The organism is Mangrovactinospora gilvigrisea, assembly GCF_001879105.1.
GTDB classification, from domain to species: Bacteria; Actinomycetota; Actinomycetes; order Streptomycetales; family Streptomycetaceae; genus Mangrovactinospora; species Mangrovactinospora gilvigrisea.
Genome location: NZ_MLCF01000083.1, coordinates 1 through 25,414 on the forward strand (window position 1 = coordinate 1; position 25,414 = coordinate 25,414).

23 protein-coding genes, 3 tRNA genes and 1 pseudogene are annotated in these 25,414 nt (G+C 73.7%); 16 read left to right on the forward strand and 11 right to left on the reverse strand.

All coding sequences use genetic code 11. The features are described 5' to 3' along the window. Positions 1-264 (reverse strand): annotated as a pseudogene (locus BIV57_RS25595) (hypothetical protein); the annotation flags it as partial. 225 nt (positions 265-489) lie between these two features. Between BIV57_RS25595 and BIV57_RS15550 the strand changes: the two are divergent. The 4 genes from BIV57_RS15550 (at position 490) to BIV57_RS15565 (ending at position 5,311) form a co-directional block, all read left to right on the forward strand. After that, a complete protein-coding gene (locus BIV57_RS15550; protein ID WP_071657431.1) occupies positions 490-1,935 on the forward strand; it encodes a DUF2201 family putative metallopeptidase in 1,446 nt (481 codons plus the stop codon). A 94-nt stretch (positions 1,936-2,029) separates the two neighbouring features. Further along, positions 2,030-4,006 (forward strand): AAA family ATPase, encoded by a 1,977-nt coding sequence (locus BIV57_RS15555; protein WP_419185719.1) that lies wholly within the window; start codon positions 2,030-2,032, stop codon positions 4,004-4,006. A gap of 138 nt (positions 4,007-4,144) precedes the next feature. Continuing rightward, positions 4,145-4,450, forward strand: a complete 306-nt coding sequence (locus BIV57_RS15560) for a type II toxin-antitoxin system VapB family antitoxin (RefSeq protein ID WP_071657415.1) — start codon at positions 4,145-4,147, stop codon at positions 4,448-4,450. Positions 4,451-4,669: 219 nt separating this feature from the next. After that, positions 4,670-5,311: a LytR C-terminal domain-containing protein gene (locus BIV57_RS15565; RefSeq protein ID WP_071657416.1), complete on the forward strand. Its 642-nt coding sequence runs from the start codon at positions 4,670-4,672 to the stop codon at positions 5,309-5,311. Positions 5,312-5,328: 17 nt separating this feature from the next. On the opposite strand, the gene upp is transcribed toward BIV57_RS15565, so the two are convergent. Continuing rightward, a complete protein-coding gene (gene upp / locus BIV57_RS15570) occupies positions 5,329-5,964 on the reverse strand; it encodes a uracil phosphoribosyltransferase (RefSeq protein ID WP_071657417.1) in 636 nt (211 codons plus the stop codon). A gap of 123 nt (positions 5,965-6,087) precedes the next feature. Here upp and BIV57_RS15575 point away from each other — a divergent pair, with 123 nt between their 5' ends. Further along, on the forward strand, positions 6,088-7,257 hold the full coding sequence (locus tag BIV57_RS15575; protein ID WP_217651733.1) for an acyl-CoA dehydrogenase family protein: 1,170 nt from the start codon (positions 6,088-6,090) through the stop codon (positions 7,255-7,257). Between the two features lie 25 nt (positions 7,258-7,282). Here the strand turns inward: BIV57_RS15575 and BIV57_RS15580 are convergent, their stop codons facing one another. Next, positions 7,283-8,626 carry an aspartate aminotransferase family protein gene (locus BIV57_RS15580; protein WP_071657418.1) on the reverse strand — a complete coding sequence of 448 codons (1,344 nt, stop codon included), beginning with the start codon at positions 8,624-8,626 and terminating at the stop codon, positions 7,283-7,285. 22 nt (positions 8,627-8,648) lie between these two features. Continuing rightward, positions 8,649-10,154, reverse strand: coding sequence for a CoA-acylating methylmalonate-semialdehyde dehydrogenase (locus BIV57_RS15585; protein WP_071657419.1), 1,506 nt, complete (start codon positions 10,152-10,154; stop codon positions 8,649-8,651). 101 nt (positions 10,155-10,255) lie between these two features. Here BIV57_RS15585 and BIV57_RS15590 point away from each other — a divergent pair, with 101 nt between their 5' ends. From BIV57_RS15590 to BIV57_RS15615, 7 genes are all read left to right on the forward strand, one after another. Next, positions 10,256-11,866, forward strand: coding sequence for a PucR family transcriptional regulator (locus BIV57_RS15590; protein ID WP_071657420.1), 1,611 nt, complete (start codon positions 10,256-10,258; stop codon positions 11,864-11,866). Between the two features lie 199 nt (positions 11,867-12,065). Continuing rightward, entirely contained in the window at positions 12,066-12,596 is a 531-nt protein-coding gene (locus BIV57_RS15595) for a tRNA adenosine deaminase-associated protein (RefSeq protein ID WP_071657421.1), read from the forward strand. 31 nt (positions 12,597-12,627) lie between these two features. After that, positions 12,628-13,122, forward strand: a complete 495-nt coding sequence (gene tadA, locus BIV57_RS15600; RefSeq protein WP_071657422.1) for a tRNA adenosine(34) deaminase TadA — start codon at positions 12,628-12,630, stop codon at positions 13,120-13,122. Positions 13,123-13,182: 60 nt separating this feature from the next. Then, positions 13,183-13,269, forward strand: a tRNA-Ser gene (locus tag BIV57_RS15605). Positions 13,270-13,730: 461 nt separating this feature from the next. Further along, positions 13,731-13,892 (forward strand): hypothetical protein, encoded by a 162-nt coding sequence (locus BIV57_RS25230; protein ID WP_175548769.1) that lies wholly within the window; start codon positions 13,731-13,733, stop codon positions 13,890-13,892. A gap of 357 nt (positions 13,893-14,249) precedes the next feature. Then, a complete protein-coding gene (locus BIV57_RS15610; protein ID WP_071657423.1) occupies positions 14,250-15,143 on the forward strand; it encodes an RNA polymerase sigma factor SigF in 894 nt (297 codons plus the stop codon). Between the two features lie 258 nt (positions 15,144-15,401). Further along, positions 15,402-16,358 carry an RNA polymerase sigma factor SigF gene (locus BIV57_RS15615; protein ID WP_071657424.1) on the forward strand — a complete coding sequence of 319 codons (957 nt, stop codon included), beginning with the start codon at positions 15,402-15,404 and terminating at the stop codon, positions 16,356-16,358. A gap of 39 nt (positions 16,359-16,397) precedes the next feature. Here BIV57_RS15615 and BIV57_RS26100 read toward each other — a convergent pair whose 3' ends face one another. Further along, positions 16,398-16,937 carry a hypothetical protein gene (locus BIV57_RS26100; protein WP_071657425.1) on the reverse strand — a complete coding sequence of 180 codons (540 nt, stop codon included), beginning with the start codon at positions 16,935-16,937 and terminating at the stop codon, positions 16,398-16,400. A gap of 218 nt (positions 16,938-17,155) precedes the next feature. Further along, positions 17,156-17,851, reverse strand: a complete 696-nt coding sequence (locus BIV57_RS15625) for a TetR/AcrR family transcriptional regulator (protein ID WP_071657426.1) — start codon at positions 17,849-17,851, stop codon at positions 17,156-17,158. Between the two features lie 127 nt (positions 17,852-17,978). Between BIV57_RS15625 and BIV57_RS15630 the strand changes: the two genes are divergently transcribed. Genes BIV57_RS15630 through BIV57_RS15640 form a run of 3 tightly spaced genes read left to right on the forward strand, consistent with a single transcriptional unit; the run spans position 17,979 to position 20,877 of the window. Beyond that, entirely contained in the window at positions 17,979-18,641 is a 663-nt protein-coding gene (locus BIV57_RS15630; RefSeq protein ID WP_079170363.1) for an NADPH-dependent FMN reductase, read from the forward strand. A gap of 12 nt (positions 18,642-18,653) precedes the next feature. Further along, positions 18,654-20,123 (forward strand): DHA2 family efflux MFS transporter permease subunit, encoded by a 1,470-nt coding sequence (locus BIV57_RS15635; RefSeq protein ID WP_071657427.1) that lies wholly within the window; start codon positions 18,654-18,656, stop codon positions 20,121-20,123. A 43-nt stretch (positions 20,124-20,166) separates the two neighbouring features. Next, entirely contained in the window at positions 20,167-20,877 is a 711-nt protein-coding gene (locus tag BIV57_RS15640) for an alpha/beta hydrolase (RefSeq protein WP_071657428.1), read from the forward strand. Here BIV57_RS15640 and BIV57_RS15645 read toward each other — a convergent pair. From BIV57_RS15645 to BIV57_RS15665, 5 genes are all read right to left on the reverse strand, one after another. Further along, the gene (locus BIV57_RS15645; RefSeq protein ID WP_071657434.1) at positions 20,871-21,254 is read right to left on the reverse strand and encodes a VOC family protein; all 384 of its coding nucleotides are present in this window, start codon (positions 21,252-21,254) and stop codon (positions 20,871-20,873) included. The genes BIV57_RS15640 and BIV57_RS15645 overlap by 7 nt on opposite strands. Before the next feature lie 8 nt (positions 21,255-21,262). Beyond that, on the reverse strand, positions 21,263-21,841 hold the full coding sequence (locus BIV57_RS15650; protein WP_071657429.1) for a GNAT family N-acetyltransferase: 579 nt from the start codon (positions 21,839-21,841) through the stop codon (positions 21,263-21,265). 179 nt (positions 21,842-22,020) lie between these two features. After that, on the reverse strand, positions 22,021-22,926 hold the full coding sequence (locus BIV57_RS15655) for a phosphotransferase (protein ID WP_107409584.1): 906 nt from the start codon (positions 22,924-22,926) through the stop codon (positions 22,021-22,023). Positions 22,927-23,054: 128 nt separating this feature from the next. Continuing rightward, positions 23,055-23,127, reverse strand: a tRNA-Arg gene (locus tag BIV57_RS15660). 157 nt (positions 23,128-23,284) lie between these two features. Beyond that, positions 23,285-23,374, reverse strand: a tRNA-Ser gene (locus tag BIV57_RS15665). 197 nt (positions 23,375-23,571) lie between these two features. On the opposite strand from BIV57_RS15665, the gene BIV57_RS15670 reads away from it, so the two are divergent. Next, positions 23,572-25,414, forward strand: a 1,843-nt coding sequence (locus tag BIV57_RS15670; RefSeq protein WP_175548770.1) for a PAS domain-containing protein, incomplete at its 3' end; no start/stop codon positions are given.

A 25,414-nucleotide genomic window follows, 5' to 3' on the forward strand; every position in this document is an offset into this window, starting at 1 on the left:
GCCGGAATAGCCGCCCCCGCCCCCGCCCGGGTAGCCCTCCCGGGGGCCCGCGTCCTGGTTGCGGCGACCGCCGCCGCGCGGGTCGAGGTCGGGCGGCAGCGGCGGCTCGGCCGGCGCCCCGCCGTACCCGCCGCCGGCGTACCCGCCCCCGCCGCCGCTGCTGGACCCACGCGGGGGTCGCGGAACGTGCGGCATGCGCCGGGTCGGCTCCGAGTGCACGGGGCCGTCTCCCTCGTCCGTCCATCCATTGGGCCAGCTGTTCATGGAGGAGAGTGTGCATCCTCCCGGCCCAGGAAAAACAATTCGCTGTCCGTCCCGGGACGTTTGTAGCAGAGTTGATGCACGACCGTCCGTCCCGTCGCTATTGCCCCATTTAAAGGTCGTTTTCTGACCGTCTCGGGAACCGCTGGATTGTCAGTGGCGTGCGAGATGCTGGAGGCAGTCGTCGGGAAGGGCACCATCGTGAGCACCCACGGGGGAGGGATCGGCATGGCAAGCGCACCCAGCGGCGCCCGCACCGCGGGCAGGCACCGCCCACCGGTGATCGGCGCCGTCGACCGCCGGGCCCTGGAGGAGTGGCACCCCGCCGACCCCGAGGTCGTCGAGCGGGCCCGCACGCTCAAGGAGCAGACGCTCCTCGACCTGGGCATGACGCACAGCGCGCTGGCGTCCTGGATCTACAGCAAGTGCAGCCACCACGTGCCCACCACCGCGATCGACACCGCCGCGGTCACCGCCTCGGGCGACGGCACCTGCCTGCTGCTCTACAACCCGGAGTTCCTGCTCTCGGTGGGCCGCGAGGGCGCCCGCTTCGTGCTCTTCCACGAGGCGCGCCACCTGGTGCAGCGCCACCTGTTCGCGGAGCCCGAACTGCAGGGCGATCCGCTCTTCACGCTCGCCTGCGAGGTGACGATCAACCATGTGGCGATGGAGCGGCTCGGCACCGGGCTGCCCACCCGCACCGTCCGCGGCGAGGACGGCGCCGACTCCCGCGAGCCCACCGGCGTCGACCCGCACAAGGTGCACGCCGGCTACGCCGCCGACCTGACGGAGCAGGGCCTCCAGCCGCTCTCCTACCGGGAGTTCGTGGCCACCGACTCCACCGTCCACGCCGAGCTGCACCGGATGAAGAACCCGCCGGTCCCGAAGCCGGAGGCCTGCATCCACCTGCTGCTCGGCGGCGGCGAGCTGGACGGCGAGGCCGTCGAGGGGATCGGCAACCAGGTGCTGCGCGATGTGCTGCTCGCCGCCCGGCGCGGCAACCGCATCGCCCGCGAGGAGCTGCTCGACCTGCTCAACCGGACGGACGGCGCCACCGACCGCCTCAGCAAGCTGTGGGGCGACCTCGGCGCGGGCTTCCTGCGCGGCCAGACGCAGGCCACCCGCCGGGTCGACTGGTGGCAGCGCTGGCTGATCGACGTGCTCGCCTCCAAGCTGCGCGAGGGCGAGCGGCTGGTCTACCCGAAGAAGCGCGGCGCGCTGCTGGCCGCGCTCGGCCACGACCCGATGCTGGCCCGCCGCGGGCGGGAGCGCACCAAGGTCGTGGTGGTGGCCTTCGACACCTCCGGCTCGATGCCGAACAACGTGGTCGAGTGGCTCACCACCCTCGTCGGGCAGACCGACGGCGTCGAGTCGCACTGGCTGAGCTTCGACGGCACGGTGATGCCCTTCCGCCCCGGCGAGCGGGTGCTCGGCGGCGGCGGCACGAACTTCCAGAACGTCGCCGACTACGTGGAGGGCCGGCTGGCGGTGGACGGCGAGCGCTTCGACGAACGCGTCGACGCGGTGATCATGGTCACCGACGGCTACGCGCCGCACATCACCCCGGCCGATCCCGACAAGTGGATCTGGCTCATCACCGACGGCGGCGACGACTGGCCGGAGAGCCACGCCCCCGCCATGGCCTGCCATCGCGTCCCCACCGGCGACAGCTGAGCCCGGGCCCCGACAGGGGCGCGGGCCCTCTCGACACGCGGCTCCGCCGCGCGAGCGCGAGCGAGAACCAACGAGTCCTACGCCGACCCGCGGCATGAACCACCCCAAACCTGACTTGAGGAGGACCGTGACCATCACCGATGCCGCCACCGACGAAGCGAACACGCCCGCCGGCGCGCCCCGCGCCCCGCGCTGGCGGGCCACCAAGACCTACCCCGAGCCCCCCGAGGGCTGGACCGGCGCCTCCAAGCTGGAGTCCTTCATCGACGCGATGATCGACCTCGGCCTCACCGGCCAGGTCTTCGGGGAGCACGGCATCGGCAAGACCTCGACGTTCGTCTCGCACATCGCCGACGCGTACGAGGACACCGCGCTGGTCTACGTCCCCGCCGCCAACCTCACGCCGGACGACCTGCTCATCAACGCGCCGGTCCGCGACCCGCACTCCGACGAGCTGGTGCTCCGCCAGCTGATCATGGATCAGCTGCGGCCCGGCCGGCGCTTCGTGCTGCTCATCGACGACTCGCTGCAGGCCGGCGACACCATCCAGTCGCAGCTGATGCAGGTGGCCTGCAACTGGACGCTGGGCGAGCACGACCTGCGCGAGCTCGGCTGCATCGGCGTCTTCCTGAGCGACAACGAGGCGCTCGCCGAGACCTCCGCGCGCCGCTCCGACCCCGCGGTCCTCGACCGGATGGCCACCCTGCGGGTCACCGCCTCCGACACCGCCTGGCGGGTCAAGCTGGCGGCGAAGAACCCGCGGCTCGACCTCAAGCCGTACTACCGGGTCTGGGCCTCCCAGACGCCGGAGGTGCGGCGGCTGCTCTCCCCCCGCACCCTGGAGCACCTGCTGGAGTGCGCCCGCGAGGGCCTGCCGCTGCTGTGGGGGCTGCCGCTGCTCAACGGCGAGCGGCTGGCGCTGCGCGACGCCCCGGGCAAGGACAAGGACGGCCGGGACGGCGGCAAGGCCGGCGCCGACCGCACCCACGAGATCCTCGGCCGGCTCGCCGCCGCGCTCTCCGAGGGCGGCGTGGCCGGGGCCAACGCCGACGTCCCGGTGCCCGACCCGGTCCGCCGGGTGGTGCGCGCCGCGCTGCGCAACCGCTGGGCCGTGCTCGTCCAGGGCCCTCCCGGCTGCGGCAAGACCGAGATCGTCAAGCAGCTCGTGCGGGAGGAGCTCAACGCCGACCCGCTGTACTTCTCGCTGCCCGTCACCAATGTCGAGGACCTCTGCGCGCCGCTGCCCACGGAAGCCGGCACCCTCGACAACCTGATGGCGGCGCCGTTCGCGGCCGCCGGGCCGAAGGCGATCGTCTGGGACGAGTACAACCGGCCCAAGGACAAGGCGGCGTTCGCCCGGCTGATGGAGATCACCCAGGAGTGGTCGCTGGCCGGCAAGCCGATCCGGGAGCTGCGCGCCCAGATCGCGCTGCAGAACCCGCCGTACCACCTGGGCCGCAAGATGCTGGTGGCGCGGAACAACATCGCCCAGGCCTCGCGGTTCACCGTCTCGCTGGACATCACCCCGGAGGACATCCCGGCCAACGAGTGGCTGATCTCCACCTACGGCTCGGTCGCGGAGACCTTCCTGGAGTGGTGGAAGAACGACATCGACGACGAGGGCCGGGGCTGGATCACCAAGCGCACCCTGGAGCGCATGATCAAGCTGCACGGCCGCGGGGTGCCGATGGAGCTGGGCAAGATGTACCTCGGCGACGGCGAGTACGCCCCGGTGCCGCTCGGCGACCTGGAGTCGCGGCTCGCCTCCCGTCCGGTGACGGGCCTGTCCGAGCTCGCCGCCGACCCGCAGGGCTGGGCGGAGCGGCTGCGCGTCGCGGGAGCCGAGTCGGCGGAGGGCAACGACGCCACCGACACCGTGCACCGGGTGCTCGCCAACGCGGAGGTGTCGCAGCTGCGCCGGCATGTGGACGTGGTGGCGCTGATGCTGCTGCACCTGCCGCCGCGGCTGAAGGCGACGTACATGATCGGGGCGGCCGAGGAGGCCCAGCGGTTCTGGATCGACGCGTTCCGGCGGATGCAGGAGCTGGCGTCGGAGGACGGGCGGTCCTGAGGGACCGTCCTGAGGGGCGGTCAGTTCCGGTCGGGCGGGCGCGGATTCGCGTCAACCGGGGGTCCGAGGGCCCCCTCGGCCGATCCGGAACCGTCCTCCCGGCTGTGGAGTGTCGGGCCGGACCGCTAGGCTAGCCGTGTGATCTTCAAGCGCATCGGCAACGGGCGTCCGTATCCCGACCACGGGCGGGAAACCACCCGCGAGTGGGCGGACGTCGCCCCACGCCCGGTACGCCTGGACCAGCTCGTCACCACCAAGGGCCAGCTGGATCTCGAGACCCTGCTGGCCGAGGACTCCACGTTCTTCGGCGACCTCTTCGCCCACGTGGTGAAGTGGAACGGCGACCTCTACCTGGAGGACGGGCTGCACCGGGCGGTGAGGGCCGCGCTCCAGCAGCGGCAGGTGCTGCACGCGCGCGTGCTCGAACTGGACAAGCAGGAGTAGCGGGCGGGGCGCACGGGGCCGTCGGGTCGGGCGGGACATCCCGTGCGACCCGGTGCGCGGCGGATCGAACGCCAGTTCCCGGGCGACTCCATTCGGGTAGCCCGCACCCCGCTCGGCGGAGCTGATCCGCCGTCATGAGACTTGTCGCACCTAGGGTGATGATCAGAGGATCGGAGGATTCCGCCTCACCTCGCATACTCCCCGCCGCAGGAGTTCTCCATGAGCATGCTGACACCGCCGGGTTCGCGAAAGGGCCCCTTCGGCAACCGCCGGGGCCCGAAGCCGGTCACCTTCCGCCCGCGCCGCAAGTCGGCCCGCCGCCGCATCGCCCTGGCGGTGGCAGCCGCCGTCGCGGTGGGCGCTGCCGCATGGGGAGGCGTCCAGCTGTTCGACGCGTACGGGGGCGGCAAGAAGGCGAAGGCCTCGGCGGGCTCGGACGCGGCGACATGCGCGTCCTCCTCCGCGTCCGCCTCGGCGTCGGCGCGGACCGCCGCGGCCGCGTCGCTGCCCGCGGCGAAGTCGGTGACGGTCAACGTCCTGAACGCGACCACCCGCACGGGGCTGGCGAAAGACACCGCCGACGCGCTGAAGAAGCGGGGCTTCCGGATCGGCAAGGTCGGCAATGCGCCGGACGCGCTGAACGGGAAGGTGAAGGGGACGGCGGAGCTGCTCGCCGGGGCGAAGGGCGCGGCGGCGGCGAAGCTGGTCGGCGCGGAGGCGGCCGGCGCGCAGCCCAAGGCGGACTCGCGCACCGACACCAGCGTCGACCTGGTCCTCGGCGACACCTGGAAGGGCCTGGCCACCCCCCAGCAGGTCGCCGCCGCCCTCCACCCCGACGCGTCCCCCCGCACCCACTGCTGAGCCGGCGGCCTCCGCGGCTACTCGGCCGCGCCGTACATCCGGTCGCCCGCGTCGCCCAGCCCCGGGACGATGTAGCCGTTCTCGTTGAGGTGGTCGTCGACCGCCGCCGTCACCACCGTGACCGGCAGCCCCGCCGTCCCCTCCTCCAGCGCCTTGACCCCCTCCGGCGCCGCCAGCAGGCAGAGCGCCGTCACATCCGTCGCCCCCCGCTCCACCAGCATCCGCAGCGCCGCCGCCATCGTGCCGCCGGTCGCCAGCATCGGGTCCACCACGTACACCTGACGCCCCGACAGGTCGTCCGGCATCCGCGTCGCGTAGGTCGCCGGCCGCAGGGTGTCCTCGTTGCGCACCATGCCGAGGAAGCCCACCTCCGCCGTCGGCAGCAGCCGCACCATGCCGTCCAGCATGCCCAGCCCGGCCCGCAGGATCGGCACCACCAGCGGCCGCGGGCGCGCCAGCTTCACGCCGTCCGCCTCCGCCACCGGGGTGGTCACCCGCACCCGCTCGGTCCGCACATCGCGGGTGGCCTCGTAGGCCAGCAGCGTCACCAGCTCGTCGGCGAGCCGGCGGAAGGTGGGCGAGTCGGTGCGCTGGTCGCGCAGGGTGGTCAGCTTGTGGGCCACCAGCGGGTGGTCGACGACGTGAAGGCGCATGCCCCGAGGTTAGCCGAGCGCACACCGCCCACCTGCATCGTCCTCGTCCGAAACGGCGGGCCGCGCCTATGCTCGGCTGCGTCCCACCCGAGTCCGTCCCACCCGAGCCGCACGGAGGGCGCCGTGACCGTGACCAGTCCGCTGGACCTGCTGGACGTCGATGCACTGCTCAGCGACGAGGAACGGGAGATCCGCCGCACCGTCCGCGCCTTCGGCGACCGCGAGCTGCGCCCGCACGTCGCGGAGTGGTTCGAGACGGGCCGGCTGCCGGCCCGCGAGCTGGCCCTCGCGCTCGGCGGCCTCGGCGTCCTCGGCATGCATCTGGAGGGGTACGGCTGCGCCGGGGTGAACGCCACCTCCTACGGCCTGGCCTGCCTGGAGCTGGAGGCGGTGGACTCGGGGCTGCGCAGCCTCGTCTCCGTGCAGGGCTCGCTGGCGATGTACGCGATCCACGCCTACGGCTCCGAGGAGCAGAAGCAGGAGTGGCTGCCGCGGATGGCGGCCGGCGAGGCGATCGGCTGCTTCGGCCTCACCGAGCCGGACGCCGGCTCCGACCCGGGCGCGATGCGCACCGCCGCCAAGCGGGACGGCTCCGACTGGGTGCTCAACGGCACCAAGCTGTGGATCACCAACGGCACGGTGGCGGACGTCGCCGTGGTCTGGGCGCGCACCGAGGACGGGGTGCGCGGCTTCCTGGTGCCGGCCGGCGCCCCCGGGTTCGTCCGCACCGAGATCACCAAGAAGCTGTCGCTGCGCGCCTCGGTGACGGCCGAGCTGTCGCTGCAGGACGTCCGGCTGCCGGCGGAGAGCATGCTGCCGGAGGCGCGCGGCCTGCGCGGCCCGCTGGGCTGCCTGGACGAGGCGCGCTTCGGCATCGCCTTCGGCGCGCTGGGCGCGGCCCGCGACTGCCTGGAGACGGCGCTCGCCTACACCGGCGAGCGGCAGGTCTTCGGACGCGCCCTGGCGGGCTATCAGCTGACCCAGGCGAAGCTCGCCGACATGGCCCTGGAGCTGGCGAAGGGCATGCTGCTGGCGGTGCGCCTGGGCCGGCTGAAGGAGGCGGGCGCGCTGCGGCCGGCGCAGATCAGCGCCGGAAAGCTGAACAGCGCCCGCGAGGCCCTGGCGGTGGCCCGGGAGTGCCGCACCCTGCTGGGGGCGAACGGGATCTCCTTGGAGTACCCGGTGATGCGGCACGCCGCGAACCTCGAGTCGGTGCTGACCTACGAGGGCACCGGCGAGGTCCACACCCTCGTCCTCGGCCAGGCCCTCACCGGCCTCAACGCCTTCCGCTGAGCCGCCCGCGGAAGGAAGGCGCCGCTCACCCCTCGGCGACCAGCGCGTCCACGCGGTCCAGCACCCGGTCCAGGATCTCCAGCCCCTCCTTCGCCTCCGCGTCGGAGACCGTGCACGGCGGCACCGCGTGGATGCGGTTGGAGTTGACGAACGGCAGCATCCCGAGGCGCTTCGCCTCGGCCGTCGCCGCCGCCATGACCGGGCTGGAGCCGCCGGTCGGCGCGACCGGCTCCCGCGTCTCCCGGTCGGCCACCAGCTCGATCGCCCAGAAGACGCCCTTGCCGCGCACCTCGCCCACCGAGGGGTGCCGCCGCCGAAGCGCCGCCAGCCCGGGGCCGAGCACCTGCTCGCCGATCCGCAGCGCGTTGGCGACGATGCCCTCCGACTCCATCGCGTTGATCGACGCGACCGCCGCCGCGGCGGCGAGCGGGTGGCCCGAGTAGGTGAGCCCGCCCGGGTAGGGGCGGTGCGCGAAGTGCTCGTACACCCTCGGCCCCAGCACCACGCCGCCCATCGGGACGTAGCCGGAGTTGACGCCCTTGGCGAAGGTGAGCAGATCGGGGACGACGCCCTCGGCCGCGGTGTGGAACCACGCGCCGGTGCGGCCGAAGCCGGTCATCACCTCGTCGGCGATGAGCATGATGCCGTACCGGTCGCACAGCTCCCGCACCCCGGCGAGGTAGCCGGGCGGCGGGATCATGATGCCGGCGGTGCCGGGGACGGCCTCCAGCAGGATCCCGGCGAGCGTCGCCGGGCCCTCCAGCTCGATCACCTGCTCCAGGTGCGCCAGCGCCCGCGCGCACTCCTCCTCCTCCGTCGTGGCGTAGAACGCCGAGCGGTAGAGGTAGGGCCCGAAGAAGTGGACGGTGCCGGACTTGCCGTCGTCGTTGGCGAAGCGCCGCGGGTCGCCGGTGAAGTTGATCGCCTGCTGGGTGCCGCCGTGGTACGAGCGGTACCGGGTGAGGATCTTCGGACGGCCCGTCACCAGCCGCGCCATCCGGGCCGCGTGCTCGTCGGCGTCGGCGCCGCCGTTGGTGAAGAAGACCCGGTCCAGATCGCCGGGGGCGCGCTCGGCGATCAGCCGGGCCGCCTCCGAGCGCTGGTCGTTGGCGTGCTGCGGGGCGACGGTGGCCAGCCGCCGCGCCTGGGTGGCGATCGCCTCGACGACGGCCGGGTGCTGGTGGCCGATGTTGGTGTTCACCAGCTGCGAGGAGAAGTCCAGCAGCCGGTTGCCGTCCCCGTCCCACAGGTACGACCCCTCGGCCCGGGTGACCACCATCGGCGAGATCTCCGCCTGTGCGGACCAGGAGTGGAAGACATGCCTGCGGTCCAGCTCGTAGGTGCGGGCCGGGTCGTACTCGGTGCTCATCGCGCGCGGTCCTCCGCAGTTCTCAGGCGTTCCGGGGGAAGCCCAGGTTGATGCCGCCGTGCGAGGGGTCCAGCCAGCGGGTGGTGACGGCCTTGGTGCGGGTGTAGAAGTGCACGCCCTCCACGCCGTGCGCGTGGGTGTCGCCGAAGAGCGAGTTCTTCCAGCCGCCGAAGCTGTAGTACGCCACCGGGACCGGGATCGGCACGTTGATGCCGACCATCCCGACCTCCACCTCGTTGCGGAAGCGCCGCGCCGCGCCGCCGTCGTTGGTGAAGATCGCGGTGCCGTTGCCGTACGGGTTGGCGTTGATCAGCTCCAGCGCCTCCTGGTAGGTCTCCACCCGCACCACCGACAGCACCGGGCCGAAGATCTCGTCGGTGTAGCAGCTCATCGAGGTGGAGACGTGGTCGAGCAGCGTCGGGCCGAGCCAGAAGCCGCCGGCGGCGCCGTCCACCTGCACGCCGCGGCCGTCCACCACCACGCCGGCGCCGTCCTTCTCGGCCTGGTCGACGTAGGCGGCCACCCTGTCGCGATGCGCCCCGGTGACCAGCGGGCCCATGTCGCAGCCGCGGGTGCCGTCGCCGGTGCGCAGGCCGCGGGCCCGCTCGGCGATCTTCTCCACCAGGGTGTCGGCGACGGAGCCGACGGCGACGGCGACCGAGACGGCCATGCAGCGCTCGCCGGCCGAGCCGAAGCCCGCGTTGACCATGGCGTCGGCGGCCAGGTCGAGGTCGGCGTCGGGGAGGATCACCGCGTGGTTCTTGGCGCCGCCCAGGGCCTGCACGCGCTTGCCGTTGGCGGTGCCGGTGGCGTAGACGTACTTGGCGATCGGCGTGGAGCCGACGAAGCTCACCGCCTTGATCGCCGGGTTCTCCAGCAGCTCGTCGACGGCGGTCTTGTCGCCCTGGAGGACGTTGAAGACGCCCTCCGGCAGGCCCGCCTCGGCCCACAGCTCGGCGAGCCAGATCGACGCCGAGGGGTCCTTCTCGCTGGGCTTGAGGACGACGGTGTTGCCGGCCGCGATGGCGACCGGGAAGAACCACATCGGCACCATCGCGGGGAAGTTGAACGGGGAGATGATCGCGACCGGGCCGAGCGGCTGGTTGATCGACTCCACGTCGACGCCGGTGGAGGCGTTCTCCGTGTTGAAGCCCTTGAGCAGGTGCGGCATCCCGCAGGCGAACTCGACGACCTCCAGGCCGCGGGCCACCTCGCCGGCCGCGTCGTCCAGCACCTTGCCGTGCTCGGAGGTGATGATCGCGGCCAGCTCCTGCTTCCGCTCGTTGAGCAGTTCGCGGAACCGGAAGACGATCTGGGTGCGCTTGGCGAGCGAGGTGTCCCGCCAGGCCGGGAAGGCGGCCTTCGCGGCGGAGACCACCGCGCGGGCGTCCTCCACGGAGGCGAGCGCGACCTCCCGGGTGACCTCTCCGGTCGCCGGGTCGGTGACCGGCAGGGTGCGGTCGCTCGTGCCCGCGTAGGGCTTGTTGCCGGCCCAGTGGCCGACGACCGGCAGCTGGCTGCTCGTCATGGGGGGCACCTTCCTCAAAGGGGTTGTCCGCTTCCCGAGTGTGCCGGACGGCCCCGCCGACAGTCTGTACCGATCGGCGGTCAGATCTTTACACTCCGTCCATGCAACCCACCATCCGCCAGATCCTCGCCCTGCCGGTGCTCGCCGCCGGGCGGCCCGAGGTGGTCGGCGGCGGCGAGCGGCTGGACCGGGCGGTGCGCTGGGTGCACATCAGCGAGTCCGCCGACCTCACCGGCCTGCTGGAGGGCGGCGAGCTGGTGCTCACCACCGGCCTGCCGCTGGTCGGCGGGCCGGAGGCGGCCGACCGCTATCTGCGCAACCTCACCGACCAGCACGCCGCCGGGCTGGTGGTGGAGCTGGGCACCCATCTGCGGGAGGTCCCGCCGCACCTCGGGGAGCTGGCGGACGCGGCCGGGCTACCGGTGGCGGTGCTGCGCCGCACCATCCGCTTCGTCCATGTGACGCGGGACGTGCACCGGCTGATCGTCGCCGACCGCTACCACGAGGTGGAGTTCGCCCGCACCGTCCACGAGGTCTTCACCTCGCTGAACATCGCCCGCGCCGACACCGCGGGGATCGTCGGCCGGGCCGCGCAGATCCTGGGGCGCCCGCTGGTGCTGGAGGACCTGGGCCGCCGGGTGCTCGCCTTCGACGCCCGCGGCGGCACCGCGGCCGCGCTGCTGGACGGCTGGGAGCGGCGCTCCCGGATGCGGGACGACCCACCCGGCGACGCCGCGCCCGACTCCTGGACGTCGGTGCCGGTGGGCTTCGGCGCGGAGCGCTGGGGGCGGCTGGTGCTGCCCGAGCCGGCCGAGGACGCCGACCGCGCCCGGATGGTGCTGGAGCGCGCCGCCCAGTCGCTCCAGCTGCACCGGATGCTCCGTCAGGAGCAGGACGAGCTGGTGCTGCACGCGCACGGCGGCCTCCTGGACGACCTGCTCTCCGGCCGGATCGCGGACGACGCCGAGGCGGCCGCACGCGCCGCGGCGCTCGGCCTCGCGCCGGGCGCCCGCCATGTGCCGCTGGCGCTCCGGGACGTGGGCGACCGGCCGGGCGCCGACGCGCTGACGCAGGGGCAGCGGGACCGCCGGCTGCTGGCCGCGGCCCGGCAGGCGGTGGCGTCGTCCGGCCGCACCGCGCTGGCCGCGCCCCGCCGGGCCGGGACGGTGGCGCTGCTGGTCTCCTGCCCGGATCCGCGGGCGGCGGACCGGGTGGCGGAGGAGGTGTGCGGGGCACTGCGCTCGGCGGGCGCGGCCGGCTGGGCGGCGGGCACGGCGGCGCCCGCGGCCGCCCTCACTGAGGCGGCGGCGCGGCTCGCGGAGGCGGAGCACGTCGCCGAGGTGGCGGCGGCGATGCCGGGCGGCGCGGGCCTGGGCCGCCCGCTGCGGGCGGCGGACGTCCGGCTGCGCGGGCTGCTGGCGCTGCTGCGGGACGACCACCGGGTGCAGGCCTTCGCGGAGAGCGAACTGGGCCCGCTGCTGCGGCACGACGCGCGCACCGGCGAGGACCTGGTGGGCCTGCTCCGCACCCATCTGGCCGGCGGCGCCTCGAAGACGGCCACCGCGCAGGCGACCGGGCTGAGCCGGCCGACGCTCTACGCCCGGCTGCGGCTGGTCGAGCGCGTCCTCGGGGTCTCGCTGGAGGCGGCCGAGTCGCGCACCTCGCTGCACACCGCGCTGATGGTCGTCGACGGGCTGCGCGGCGGCCGGTGAACGGCGGTTGACGCCCCGTCGGATCCCGGTACCGGTGGGTCACGAGGTGCCGCGGAGCACCCCGGTCTCCAACGGATTGATCACACCGGGCCCGACGCGCATCGGAACTCTCCTCAGCGGGGCCCTTCTTCTGCCACGATTCCGGTGAGGACGCGGCCTCAGCAAGGGGGCCGTTCAACCGAGACCTGGGAGAGTCAAGGTGGCGTACTTCGCCGCACTGCTCGCGCGTACCGAGGACGGTTGGGAAGCGAGCGAAACCGAACTCGACGACGTCGAGACCCTGTCGGATCTTGCGGATCTGGCGAGGGAGGCCGCCGTCGACGACGAAACGGTCCTGGTGCTGCTGGAACAGGAGGACGCGTGGTTCGCCGTCGCACGGATCGACGGCGAGGAGGATCCGCGCGTCTACGTCTCGGACGCCGTCGCGGCCTCCCGCAGTTCCTACGGTGAGATCGTCCTGGCCGACCTGCTCCCGGGGCAGCTCGACGACGAGCTGCCCGACCTGGACCGGGTCGAGCTGGAGGACGGCGAGACAGAGGAAGAGGACGAGGAGGAGAGCGGGCCGGACATCCCCGAGGGCCCGATCGGCGACGCCGAGCTGCTGGACGACTTCGGCATCGGCGCCAAGCAGCTGGCCGACCTGGCCGACGAGAGCGGCATGACCGGCGACGCGCTCGCCGAGATCACCGAGGCGCTGGGCTGCGCGGACATCCTGGAGGCCGTCCGCTGACGCGCCCGCCGCACCGGGGAGACTGGTGCCCATGACGACGCCCTCACCGGGACGCCCCGATCCCGTCCGCGACCCCTGGCACGCGCCGATGCGCCTCGCCCTGGCCGAGGCGGCGCCGGCCGCGGCGACCGGGGACGTCCCGGTGGGCTGCGTGGTCCTCGCCCCGGACCGGAGCACCGTGCTGGGGCGGGGCCGCAACGAGCGGGAGGCCGTCGGCGACCCGACGGCGCACGCCGAGGTGGTCGCGATCCGGGAGGCGGCCCGCGCCCTCGGCGGCTGGCGGCTGGACGGCTGCACCCTGGTGGTGACGCTGGAGCCGTGCACGATGTGCGCGGGGGCGATCGTCCAGTCGAGGGTCTCCCGGCTCGTCTACGGGGCGGTGGACGAGAAGGCCGGGGCGGTCGGCTCGCTCTGGGACGTGGTGCGCGACACCCGCCTCAACCACCGGCCCGAGGTGGTCGCCGGGGTGCTCGCGGACGCCGGTTCGGCGCTGCTGACCTCGTTCTTCGCCGCGCACCGCGGCTGAGCCCGCGGAGATCCGGATCTGATTACCGTTCAGCCCGGGCCGTCCGCTAGGATCGCTCCCGGTAGCGTGTCCGAGCGGCCGAAGGAGCTCGCCTCGAAAGCGAGTGTGGGGGCAACTCCACCGAGGGTTCGAATCCCTCCGCTACCGCTCGCAGCATCACGAGGGCCCCGGCGCACTGGCGCCGGGGCCCTCGGCGTTCCCGCCCAGGGCCCCGGCGGGCCGCCCGGAGAGACGGAAAGAGAGACAGAAAGGGCGCATCCACGAGGGATGCGCCCTTCCGGAGGAACGGATTCGAGCGGTCTACGGGGGGACGAACCGCTCGGTCCTTGATCCGGAGCCCACAAGCCTGTGCGCCGCGTCGGGGGAGCCGCGGGGCCCAGGCCCCACAGCGGGGCTCCGGTTCCTCTGATCATCGGGCTCCTGCCAAACCCGATGACCTGTTCTCCATCGTGCCGGATCAATCCGCATGGTGCAGACCCTGAAGGTCCCCATCGCGGTAGACGTTGGTCACACCATCCGATGGTCCGGCTAGGCTTCGCCCGAATGAGGCCACGCATACACGGGAACACGGCATCGAACCCGGCGACGGGAACGGGGAGGCACACGGCATGCAGGTGAAGAAGATCGTCCTCTACCTCGTGGTGGTCTTCGTGCTCTACACGATCATCGCTACGCCCACCCGCGCCGCGGACCTGGTCCAGGTCGGCTTCGTCGGCATCTCGGACGCCGCCAAGTCGGTGGGCGAGTTCTTCACCGGCCTGGTGTCCTGACGTCCCTCTTTCGCCGCCCGGCGGCCGCCGGCCCCGGAGCGGCTGTACGGGTGGTTGGCGCCCCCGCCGGGGGCCGTCCGCCCGCCCCGCCCCCGACCCCGATCCCCACTGGATCACCGCAGGTCGGGGGTTTTTGCCGCCGTCGCGCGGCCGCGAAGTGACGCCACCCCAAGGCCATTTCACGGAGAACACACCGTATGGCCTTGCTTGCCCAATGCAGCGATGTCTTGTGATGCTATGAGCGGTTTGCCGCATATGGCGGAAGCCCGGGTCGGAGCCGCAGGCGCCGCCCGCGGGGACGGGGCGCGTCACCCTCCCCGGTGACGGCGGACGCGAACCGGGTCCGGTGCGAGAGGGGTGGCGTTGTCCGTACAGTCGGGCCGGAGGGAGCACCTTCCTCCCGCGCGCGCCGGGGGCGGGCAGCCGGAGGAGCGACCGGAGGAGCGACCGGACGAGCGGCCGGAGGAGCGACCGGAGGAGCGGCCGGAGTCCCCGGACGACCCGCGGGCGCTGACCCGGATCCTCTTCGACCATCTGCGCGCCCTGGCGCCGGGCTCCCCCGAGCACGGGCGCGTCCGGGCCGCGCTCATCGAGCTCAACCTGCCGCTGGTGCGCTACGCCGCCACCCGCTTCCGCAGCCGCAACGAGCCGATGGACGACGTGCTGCAGGTCGGCACCATCGGCCTGATCAACGCCATCGACCGCTTCGACCCGGGCCGCGGGGTGCAGTTCCCCACCTATGCGGTGCCCACCGTCATCGGCGAGATCAAACGTTACTTCCGGGACAATGTGCGCGGACTGCATGTGCCGCGCCGCCTCCAGGAGCTGTGGATCCAGGTCAGCGGCGCCACCGAGGACCTCACGGCGGCGCTGGGCCGGTCACCGACCGTCCAGGAGATCGCCGGGCGGCTGCGGCTGCCCGAGCGGGACGTGCTGGCCTGCCTGGAGGTGGGCCGCGCCTACCAGCCGGCGTCCATCGAGGGCGCCCAGGACGGCGAGAACGGCGGCGGGCTGCTGGACCGCCTCGGCTACGAGGACGCCGCCCTCACCGAGGTCGAGCACCGCGACATGGTGCGCTACCTGCTGGTGCAGCTCCCCGAGCGGGAGCGGAGCATCCTGCTGATGCGCTTCTTCGGCGACATGACGCAGTCGCAGATCAGTGAAGTGCTGGGGCTGTCGCAGATGCATGTGTCGCGGCTGCTCGCCCGGAGCCTCGCCCGACTACGGAGCGCGAACTCCGACGGCGCCTGATCCAGGCCGGAACACGCCCCCGGGCGCGCCCCGCGCGCGCCCTCCGCATCGCCGCTTCCGTGACGCCCCAAGGGATCCGAGAACTCGTCGAGTCGACAAATCTCTAATTGGCCGTCAGAAGGGCCGCCGAGGGCCCAACCGAGCCCTCATCACCCAGAGTTGATGACATATGACATTCCGCTCCGGACGGGTTTGCGGCCGTCGAACCGCCGGTATTCCAGCAGGGTAAGCAGCACGCGGAGGACCGGGAGGGCCAGCATGTCTGTGTACCTGGGCGAGACCGGTGTCGGCACCGTTGTCGACACTGTCGACGAATCCACTGATTCGTCGGAAGACCTCGCGACGGCGGCGACGGCGCCGGGCCAGGTGGAGGCAGTGGAGGCTCCCGAGGACTCCCCCGGGCACACCACCGTCTCGGTGGGCCGCATGATCTCCGAGGCGCGGGAGATGCTGGACACCCGCGAGCTCTCCCGCACCCTCTTCCTGCGCCTGGCCGAACTGCGCGGCGACGAGGGCGGCGCCGAGCACACCTACGTCCGGGACACCCTGATCGAGCTCAACCTGCCGCTGGTGCGCTACGCGGCCTCGCGGTTCCGCAGCCGCAACGAGCCGATGGAGGACATCATCCAGGTCGGCACCATCGGCCTGATCAAGGCGATCGACCGGTTCGACTGCAACCGCGGCGTGGAGTTCCCCACCTTCGCGATGCCCACGGTGATCGGGGAGATCAAGCGGTTCTTCCGGGACACCAGCTGGTCGGTGCGCGTGCCGCGCCGGCTGCAGGAGCTGCGCCTGGCGCTCACCCGGGCCAGTGACGAGCTCTCCCAGCAGCTGGACCGCTCGCCGACCGTCCCCGAGCTCGCCAAGGCGCTGGGCATCTCGGAGGAGGACGTCGTCGAGGGGCTCGCCGTCGGCAACGCCTACACGGCGAGCTCGCTGGACTCGCAGAGCGGGGACGAGGAGGGCGAGGGATCGCTCGCCGCCCGCCTCGGCTACATCGACGCGGCCCTGGAGAACGTCGAGTACCGCGAGTCGCTCAAGCCGCTGCTGGCCGAACTGCCGGAGCGCGAGCGGCGGATCATCATGCTGCGGTTCTTCTCGAACATGACGCAGTCGCAGATCGGCGAGCAGGTGGGAATCTCCCAGATGCACGTCTCGCGACTGCTGACGCGGACGCTGGCGCAGCTGCGCGCCGGCCTCATCTCGGAGGAGTGAGGGCGCCCGGAACAAGGACGGCCGGGGCGGGGGCCCCGGTCAGGAGACGGCGAGGTAGACCACGCCGACGATCACCAGCAGCACCACCACGGCGGCAACCGTGATCAGCCCGGTGCGGCCGCGCGGCTCGTCCTCCTCCTCGTCGCCGCCGACACCGTTCTCCAGGAAGCCGTTGGGCTGCCCGCCCTGGTGGGGCTCGTCGACGAAGGCGCGGAACATCTGGGTGCTGGCGGAGGTCTCCGCGGGGTCGCCGCCCGGCTGCTCCTGGTACTGCTGAGGGTCCGGCTGGTACTGCTGCGGCTGGTACTGCTGCTGCGGCGGCTGCGCCTGCTGCTGGGGCTGCTCGTACTGCGGGTACTGCGGCTCCGGCTGCTGGTACTGGGGCTGCTGCGGCGCGAACTGCTGCTGCCCGCCGTAGGAGGTGTCGTACCCGGGCTGCGCCTGCGGCTGCTGGTACTGCGGCTGGGGCTGCTGGGGGTGCCCGTACTGCGGCTGCTGCTGGGGCTGCTGCTGCGGGTAGTTCGGGTCGTATCCGTAGCCCGTGTTCGGGGCGTTGGGCGAGGGGTTGTAGTCGGCCATGGAAAGGGATGCTAACGAACGAGTCTCGGCGCGGTATATCCGCTCCGCCCGATCCTGACACGCGCTGTCAGTCAGACCGGGCAATGCTGGACGGATGGCGCAAGGGGGGCAGTTCGCCCGGGAGGCGCCCGAACTGGCCGCCGAGGTCCGGGCCGTTCAACCGCGCCTGCCGCCGCACCCGCGCGCGGGCATGACCGATCTCACACCCGCCCGGACCGTCAGGACTCCGTGACGGACCCGTCGCGCGGGCAGGCGGCGTAGGCGCGCAGGAAGGCGCGGACGCCGGAGGAGAGGATCTCCTCCACCAGGCCCTCGTCCATCGGGAGCGAGCCGTAGCCGGACCGGGTCACCACCTCGGTGCCGGCGAGGTGGGTGAGGTGCGCCGCGACCCGCGCGGGCCTCTCGCCGTGCAGGTCGAGGAGGCCGAGGTCGGCGAACGCCGCCAGCCTGCGGGCCAGTTCGGCGGCGGCCGCGGCCGGTCCGGTGGCCTGCCAGGCGGCCACCACGTCCGGCGGCAGGTGCCGCACCTCGGCCTGGATCTGCCGGACCATCGCGAAGTGCACCGGGTGCTCGTGCACCAGCGCGGTGCGCCGGCGCACCAGCGCGAGCAGGTCGCGCTCCAGGTCCTCGGGCCGCGGCGGCCGCTCGGGGTCCAGATAGCGGGAGAAGACCGCCAGTTCGGCCGCCACCACCTCCTCCGACCCGGCGAGGATCGCGGCGTTGAAGAGCTCGCTCTTGCCGCCCGGGAAGTGGTTGTAGACGGTCCTGGTGGAGGCGCCGGCCTCGGCGGTGATGTCGTCGACCGTGGCGCGGCCGTAGCCGTCGCGCGCGAAGACCGCCCGCGCGCCCTCGACGATCTCCCGGCGCTTCTGCGCGGACCGCGCGCTGCGCCCGTCCACCGCCGCTCCGCCCATGGTCCCGGTCCGCCTTCCGCCTTGAGGACTAAGTACAACGACCACTGTACTCTCAACAACGCTCGTTGTACTTTGATGTCCGTGGCCGACACCCGGCCCACCGAGACCTCACCCGAAGGACACGACCATGACTCAGTCGCCGCAGTCGGACGCCGGCGCGACCCCCGCCACCACCGCCGCCTCCGCCGCCCCGGCCGCCGACCGCCCGCTGCGCGTCGCCGTGCTGGTCGGCAGCGTCCGCGCCGGCCGCGTCGGCCCCGCCGTCGCCGACTGGTTCACCGCCCTCGCCGCCGCCCGCCCGGACCTCGAGGTGGACGTCGTCGACGTCGCCGAGGCCACCGAGCACCTGCCCCTGGACCTCAGCGGCTTCCGCGGCCCCTACGGCCTCGACCCCGCCACCGCCCCCGAGGTGACCGGCCGGCTCGCCGCCGCCGACGCCTTCGTCGTCGTCACCGCCGAGTACAACCACAGCTTCCCGGCCGGGCTGAAGAACCTCATCGACTGGCACTACACCGAGTGGCAGGCCAAGCCCGTCGGCTTCGTCTCCTACGGCGGCGTCGGCGGCGGCATCCGGGCCGTCGAGGCGCTCCGGGTGGTCTTCCCCGAGCTGCACGCCATGACCGTGCGCGACGCCGTGAGCCTGCACGGGCCCTGGAACCACCTGGACGACAACGGACTCCCCCGCGAGCTGGCCGTCTGCGAGTCCGCCGCGAAGAACATGCTCGACCAGCTCACCTGGTGGGGCCACGCGCTGCGCACCGCCCGCGACACCCGGCCCTACGGCTCCTGAGGGGACGTCACCATGAGCACCGCATCCGCATCCGCCGCGCCGACCTCCTCGGCCCCGGCCGGCGGCGCGCCCGCCGCGGCCCCCGCCCCGCGCACCGGCGCCGTCCTCGCCGTCGTCGTCACCGCCGGGCTGATGGCCATCCTCGACGCGACCATCGTCACCGTCGCGCTCCACCCGCTCTCCGCGGTCTTCCACACCGGGCTCGCCACCATCCAATGGGTCACCAGCGCCTACACCCTGGCGCTCGCCGCCGTGGTGCCCACCGCCCCCTGGGCGATGGGGCGGTTCGGCGCCAAGCGCACCTACCTCACCGCGATCGGGCTCTTCACCGCCGGCTCGGTGCTGGCCGCGCTCTCCTGGAGCGTCGGCGCGATGATCGCCTTCCGGGCGGTGCAGGGCCTCGGCGGCGGACTGCTGATGCCCGTCGGCATGGCCATGGTGCTGCGCACCGCCGACCGCTCCCGGCTGGGCCGCTCGATGGCCGTGCTCGGACTCCCCGTCCTGATCGGCCCGGTGGCCGGGCCCACCCTGGGCGGCTGGCTGCTGGACAGCCTCAGCTGGCACTGGATCTACCTGGTCAACCTGCCCATCGGCGCCGCCGCGCTGGCGCTGGGCGCCTGGCTGCTGCGCCGCGACGCTCCCTCGGCGGCCGAGCGCCGCACGGTGCCCCGGCTGGACGTCCCCGGGCTGCTCACCCTCTCCCCGGGCCTGGCGCTGCTCATCTACGGCCTGGCCACCGGAGGTTCGCACGGCGACCTGGCGGCGCCCGCCGCGCTGATCCCCGCCCTGGTCGGGCTGGCGCTCGTCGCGCTCTTCGTGCGGCGCGCCCTGACCACCGCCCACCCGCTGGTGCAGCTGCGGCTCTTCGGCAACCGGACGTTCGCGGCGGGCGCCGCCGTGCTGATCGTCTTCGCGATGGGCTACTTCGGGTCGATGCTGCTCAACCCGGTCTACTACCAGACCGTGCGCGGGCTGACGCCCACCCAGAACGGGCTGCTGGGCATCCCCTTCGCGGTGGTCGTCGGGACCACCATGCAGATCGCCACCCGGCGGGTCGACAAGGTCTCGCCGCGGGCGATGATCGCGGGCGGCAGCGTGCTGGCCGTCACCGGGATGCTGCTGTTCACCGCCCAGCTCGGGGCGTACACCCCGTACTGGCGGCTGGTGGGGGCGCTGCTGGTGACGGGCGTGGGGGTGGCCATGGTGCTGATGCCGGCCCAGACCACCGCGACCCGCGGCCTCGCCCAGGAGGACGTGGCCTCCGGCTCCACCCTGCTCAACATCGTCTCGCAGACCGGGATGACGCTCGGCGCCGCGCTGATGTCGGTGCTGCTGGGCGTCAACGGCGGCACCGACCTCGCGGCCGGCCCGGTCGCCGCGGCGCGCGGCTTCGCCCACACCTACTGGTGGGCCGCGGGGCTGCTGGCGCTGGCCGCCGTCCCTGCCCTGCTGCTGCCCGGCCGGAAGCGGACCGAGCGGTGAGGGCTCCTGTCGCGGGGCGGACGGACATGCCAGGCTCGACCGCATGAGCGATGCCCTGCGACTGAACCCCCTCCCCGAGCCCGGCAGTTCCGACCGCCCCGCGGTCCTGGTGCTGCCGGGCGGCGGATACCGCCACCTCGCCGACCACGAGGCCGAGCCGGTCTGCGACTGGCTCGGCACCCTCGGGCACGACGGCTACGTGCTGCGCTACCCCGTCGGCGACGCCGACGTCCACCCCGTCCAACTGGACGCCGCCCGGGCCGCGATGCGGCGCCTGCGGGCGCGGCACCGGAGGGTCGGGGTGCTCGGCTTCTCGGCCGGCGGGCACCTGGCGGGGATGCTCTCGGCCGGCAAGGGGATCCCGGCGGGGGAGCGGCCGGACTTCGCGGTGCTCTGCTACCCGGCGCTCTCCTGGCAGTCCTTCGGCCCCACCGACGGCTTCGCGGTCGACCCGCTGCTGGGCCCGGACTCCACCCCGGAGCTGCAGCGCGCGGTCTCCTACGAGGAGTTCGCCACCGCCGACGCGCCGCCGACCTTCCTCTGGCACTGCGCGGACGACGACGGCGTCGGCGTCCGGCACTCCCTGATGGCCACCCAGGCGCTCGCCGACCTCGGCGTCCCCGTCGAGCTGCATGTGCTGCCGACCGGCGGCCACGGCAAGGGCCTGGCGGCCGACGAGCCGGACGCCTCGCGCTGGACGGCGCTCTGCGCGGACTGGCTGCGCCGGCTGGAGGAGGCCGGCCCGCCTCACTGACCGATCGCCACGCTCTCCGCGGTGACGAGGCTGAAGGGGTGCCCGACCGGGTCGGCGTAGACGCGGTAGCCGATCGGCTTGTCCGACCCCTCCAGCAGGGTGGCGCCCAGCGCGAGCACCTTCGGCTCGGCGACGTCCAGGTCGTCGACGAGCACGTCGAGATGCATCTGGGACGGGCGCGCGGGGTCGGGCCAGCGCGGCGGTCGGAAGTCGGCGACCCGCTGGAAGGTGACCGTCTCGCTGCCCGACGGGCTCCGCAGCACGACGTACTCCTCGGAGTCCAGCACCCGCGGCAGCGACAGCAGGCCCTCGTAGAAGCGCGCGAGGGCGGAGGGGTCGGGGCAGTCGACGACGAGGGAGAACAGGCGTCCGATCATGGAGGCCACTATGCCCGGAGCGTCCGCACATGGCGGTGGCCGGGCTCGGGGAACATCGGCGGCAGCGGCGGCAGGACGCCGTCCAGGGTGTAGCCGCACTTCTCCGCGACCCGGCAGGACGCCGCGTTGCCGACCTGGTGCCTGAGGGTGATCCGCCGCACCTCGGCCGCGGACTCCGGCCGGTCCGGGCCGAGCACCCAGTCGGTGACCGCCTCCAGCGCGCGGGGCGCGACGCCGCGGCCGCGCGCCGCGGGGAGCGTCCAGTAGCCGACCTCGCCCTCGGTGCGGCCCGCCCCCAGATCGCGCACCGCGACATGGGCGACGGGACGGCCCACCGGGTTGCCGCGGCGGTCGGCGACCAGCACGGCGAAGCCGTAGGAGCTGCCGTCCGCCCAGGTCAGCGCGCGGCGCTCCAGCCACTCGCGGGCCTCGGCGACGGGGCTGCGGTGCACCATCGGCCCGGTCTGCCGGGTCGGCGTCCAGCGGACCACCTCCGGATCGGCCAGCGCCGCCGCCACCACGGCCGCATCCACCGGATGCCCGGCCCGCCACGGCCGCAGCCGCACCCCGTCGCCCGTGATCTCCACGCCTCGCCCCTGCTCTCGCCGTCCGACCGACACCGATCACGAACGGCGGCGCACCGAACGGCGCTCCGGCAACCGCTCCGACCTCCGGACCTGCCTCGGAACGCTACGTGGTGTTCGGAGCCCGAGCAACGCGCCCCGGGCGTCCCGTCCGCATCGCGCGCATCGTGCGCATCGCGCGCTCACCGGGAGGCCGCGAGCACCTCGGCGACGGCGCGCCGCGCGTCGCCCGCCGGCGACGGGTCGGCGTCCCTGAAGTGCCGCATCGTGATCAGGGCCTGGGAGAGCACGCGCCCGCGCCCGCGGAGCCAGGTCGCGTCGTCCACGTCCAGCGCCGCCCGGAACGCGTCGCGGACGTGCGCGGGCAGCAGGTACCACGCGGGGAACAGGTCGCACGCCGGATCGCCGACCCCGCAGGTCTCGAAGTCGAGCACCGCGGCCAGCCGTCCCTCCGCCGACACCAGTATGTTGCTCGGCATCAGGTCCGAGTGCACCCACACCTCGCGCCCGTCGTACGGCGCCGCGAGCGACTCCTGCCAGGACGCCAGCGCCGCCCGGGTGTCGACCAGGCCGTCCAGCCCGGCGATCGCCTGCCGCGTCGCGGCGTCCATCGCGGCCATGGGAGCACGCGTCCGACGCTCGCCCGGATACCCGGGCGGCCGGTCCGGCAGGTCGATCCGCCGGAACGCGTCGACGAACGCCGCGAGGTCCGCCGCCAGCCGGCGCGGATCGGCGAGCGCGCCGGGCACGGGGTGCGCCCCGGTGAGCCAGCGGTGCACGGACCACTCGCCCGGGTAGGCGTCGGTGGGTGCGCCGATCGCCTCGACAGCCGGGACGGCCACCGGCAGGAGCGGCGCGAGCGCCTCGAGCTTCGCCCGCTCCCGCCGGACGATGTCGGCGGTGGACGGCTCGAACTGCAGCCGCACGCTCAGCTCGGCGCCGAGGCGGTAGATCGCGTTGCACAGCCCGGTGGAGTCGACCGGCTCCAGCGGCAACCCGGCCCACCGCGGGAACTGCGCGGCCACCAGCCCGCGGACGAGCGGCGTGTCGATGCGGGCCCGATCGGCGTGCATCCCGTGGCGGCTCACGGCCCCATCGAAGGCCCGGGCCGCACCGCTGTCAACGCGATTCCCCCGGCCCGCCCGTCACCCGGCCAGTCGCACCACTCACGCAAGAGGCCCCCTCCCGTTCCCGGGAGGGGGCCTTTGACCTGCGGTGCGCTCGAAGGGACTCGAACCCCCAACCTTCTGATCCGTAGTCAGATGCTCTATCCGTTGAGCTACGAGCGCTTGCGCTGCCTGGTCGGCGTTGCGGGTGCAACATTACATGACCCGCCGCCGGAGGCGAAATCGGTTATGCGGAGCGGGTGCGGAGGGTGCCTCGGGAACGGCGGCGGCCCCGGCGCGCTCCCCGCGGGGGGTGCGCGCCGGGGCCGTCGGCGGAGTGCGGAGGCTCCGGGATTTGAACCCGGGATGGGGGGTTACCCCAAACCGCATTAGCAGTGCGGCGCCATAGACCAGACTAGGCGAAGCCTCCTGAAGCGGAGCGGGACCGTCGCGCGGTCGCTCCACAGGGATGATGGCACAGCCCGGGGGCTCGCCACCAATGCATTCGTCAGAGTACTAGGCGGTTCCTCGGCAGCGCAAAGAAGCATGGAATAGTGAGGGGGTGCGGAGGGCGGCCGGTGGTCCCTCCGGCGCGCGCGTTCGTCAGTGAGGGGAGGACGTGTCACCGTGAGCGGTGGAACGGCCCGAGGGGTGGCCCGACTCGATCCGATACTCGACGCCCTGCCCGATGCCCTGCTCGTGGTGAACCGGAACGGAACCGTGGTGAGCGCCAACCGCGCCGCCCTGGAGCTGTTCCAGGTCCCCGGGACCGGGGTCATCGGGCGCGGCCTGCTCTCTCTGCTGCCCGCATTCGACCCGGGGCGCATCCCCGGGTCGCCGCGGCGCACCGTCACTCCCGCCGAGTACGCCGGCGGCGCCCCCACCCGCAGCGCGCCCGCGCGGATGGCCGCGCACCGCACGGACGGCTCCGAACTCACCGTCGAGGTCAGCTCGCAGCTCACCTACGACGACCACGGCTACGGCCCGTCCGCCTACGGCAGCCTCCCCGGCGACGGGGACATGCTCGTGCTGGTCGTCCGCGACCTCACCGGCAGCGCCGACACCGAGAACGAGCTGCGCCGCCAGCAGAAGCAGACCGAGATGATCCTGCGCGCCGCCGGCGAGGGAATCCTCGGCATCGACCGCGACGGGCGCGTGGTGCTGGTCAACCCGGCCGCCGCCCGGCTGCTCGGCTACCGCGCCAGCGAGATCGGCGGGCAGGAGCTGCTGCCGCTGGTCGCCCACTCCCGCCCGGACGGCTCCCCGCTGCCCGCCGAGGAGACCGCGCTGCACGACACCCTGCGCACCGGCCGCCGCCACCGGGTCGGCCGCACCGTGCTGTGGCGCAAGGACGGCACCCCGCTGGAGGTGGAGCTCGGCACCGCGCCGGTGAAGGAGTCCGGCGAGAACGGCGAGGAACTCGTCGGCGCCGTGCTGGCGTTCACCGACCGGACGCGGCTGAGCGCGCTCGCCTCCCGCGCCGAGGAGCTGGCCGGCCTGCTGGAGGACGAGCTGGAGGGGCGGCTGGCCCGCCTCCACCAGCAGCTCGCCGACCTCGCCTCGGACGCCGGGGCGGCGCTCTGGCCGGAGGCGCAGCGGCTGCTGAAGCACCTGTCCCGGGAGTCCTCGCGGATGGCGCGGCTGGTGACCGACGTCCGCGACCGGCACGGGCTGGAGAGCGGCCGCGAGCCGCTGAGCCGCCGTCAGGTCTCGGTCGACCGGGTGCTCAACGAATCCGTGTCGATCGGCGTGCAGCTGGTCGGCGCCGGGCGGGCGCGGTTCGCCGTGCACACCGCCCCCTTCGACGTGGTCGCCGACGAGGAGCGGCTGGCGCTGGCGCTGGGCCACCTGGTCGCCGAGACGGTGCGCGGCCTGGGCGGCGACGGCCCGGACGGCGGCGGGACGTACGGCGGTTCGCTCGCCGCGGCGGCCGACGGGCGGCGCGAGCTGCCGGGGTCGGCGGAGCTGCGGCAGCTCACCGAGGCCGGGGTGCCGCAGGGCGCCGCGGTGACGATCGCCGCCGCGCAGCGCGGCGAGAGCGCGCGGATCGAGGTGCGCGGGCCGGTCTTCGCCGGCGGATCGGCATCCGGTTCCGGGTCCGGGTCCGGGTCGGGATCCGGGTCGGGATCGGGCGAGGACGGGCGAGGCGAATCGCTCCATCTGGCGCTGGCCCGCTCCGTGGTGGAGCGGCACGGCGGAGTGCTGCAGGCGCACACCATGCCGGACGGCGGACGCACGTACGTGGTCGAGCTGCCGCTGGTGCCCGAGGGCGGCACCGACCCGGACCGCGAGGTCCGGGAGGCGCGCGCGGCGCGCAACGGCGGCGTGGCCGCGCTGCCGGCCGCCGGGGCGCACGAGCGCGCGGAGCAGCGTGCGGAGCAGGGCGGCGGACGGCGCTCGCACCGGCGCGCGGTGGACGCGCAGGCGCCCGGCGCCGCGCACACCACCCCTGCCCCCGCTGCCCCCTGTC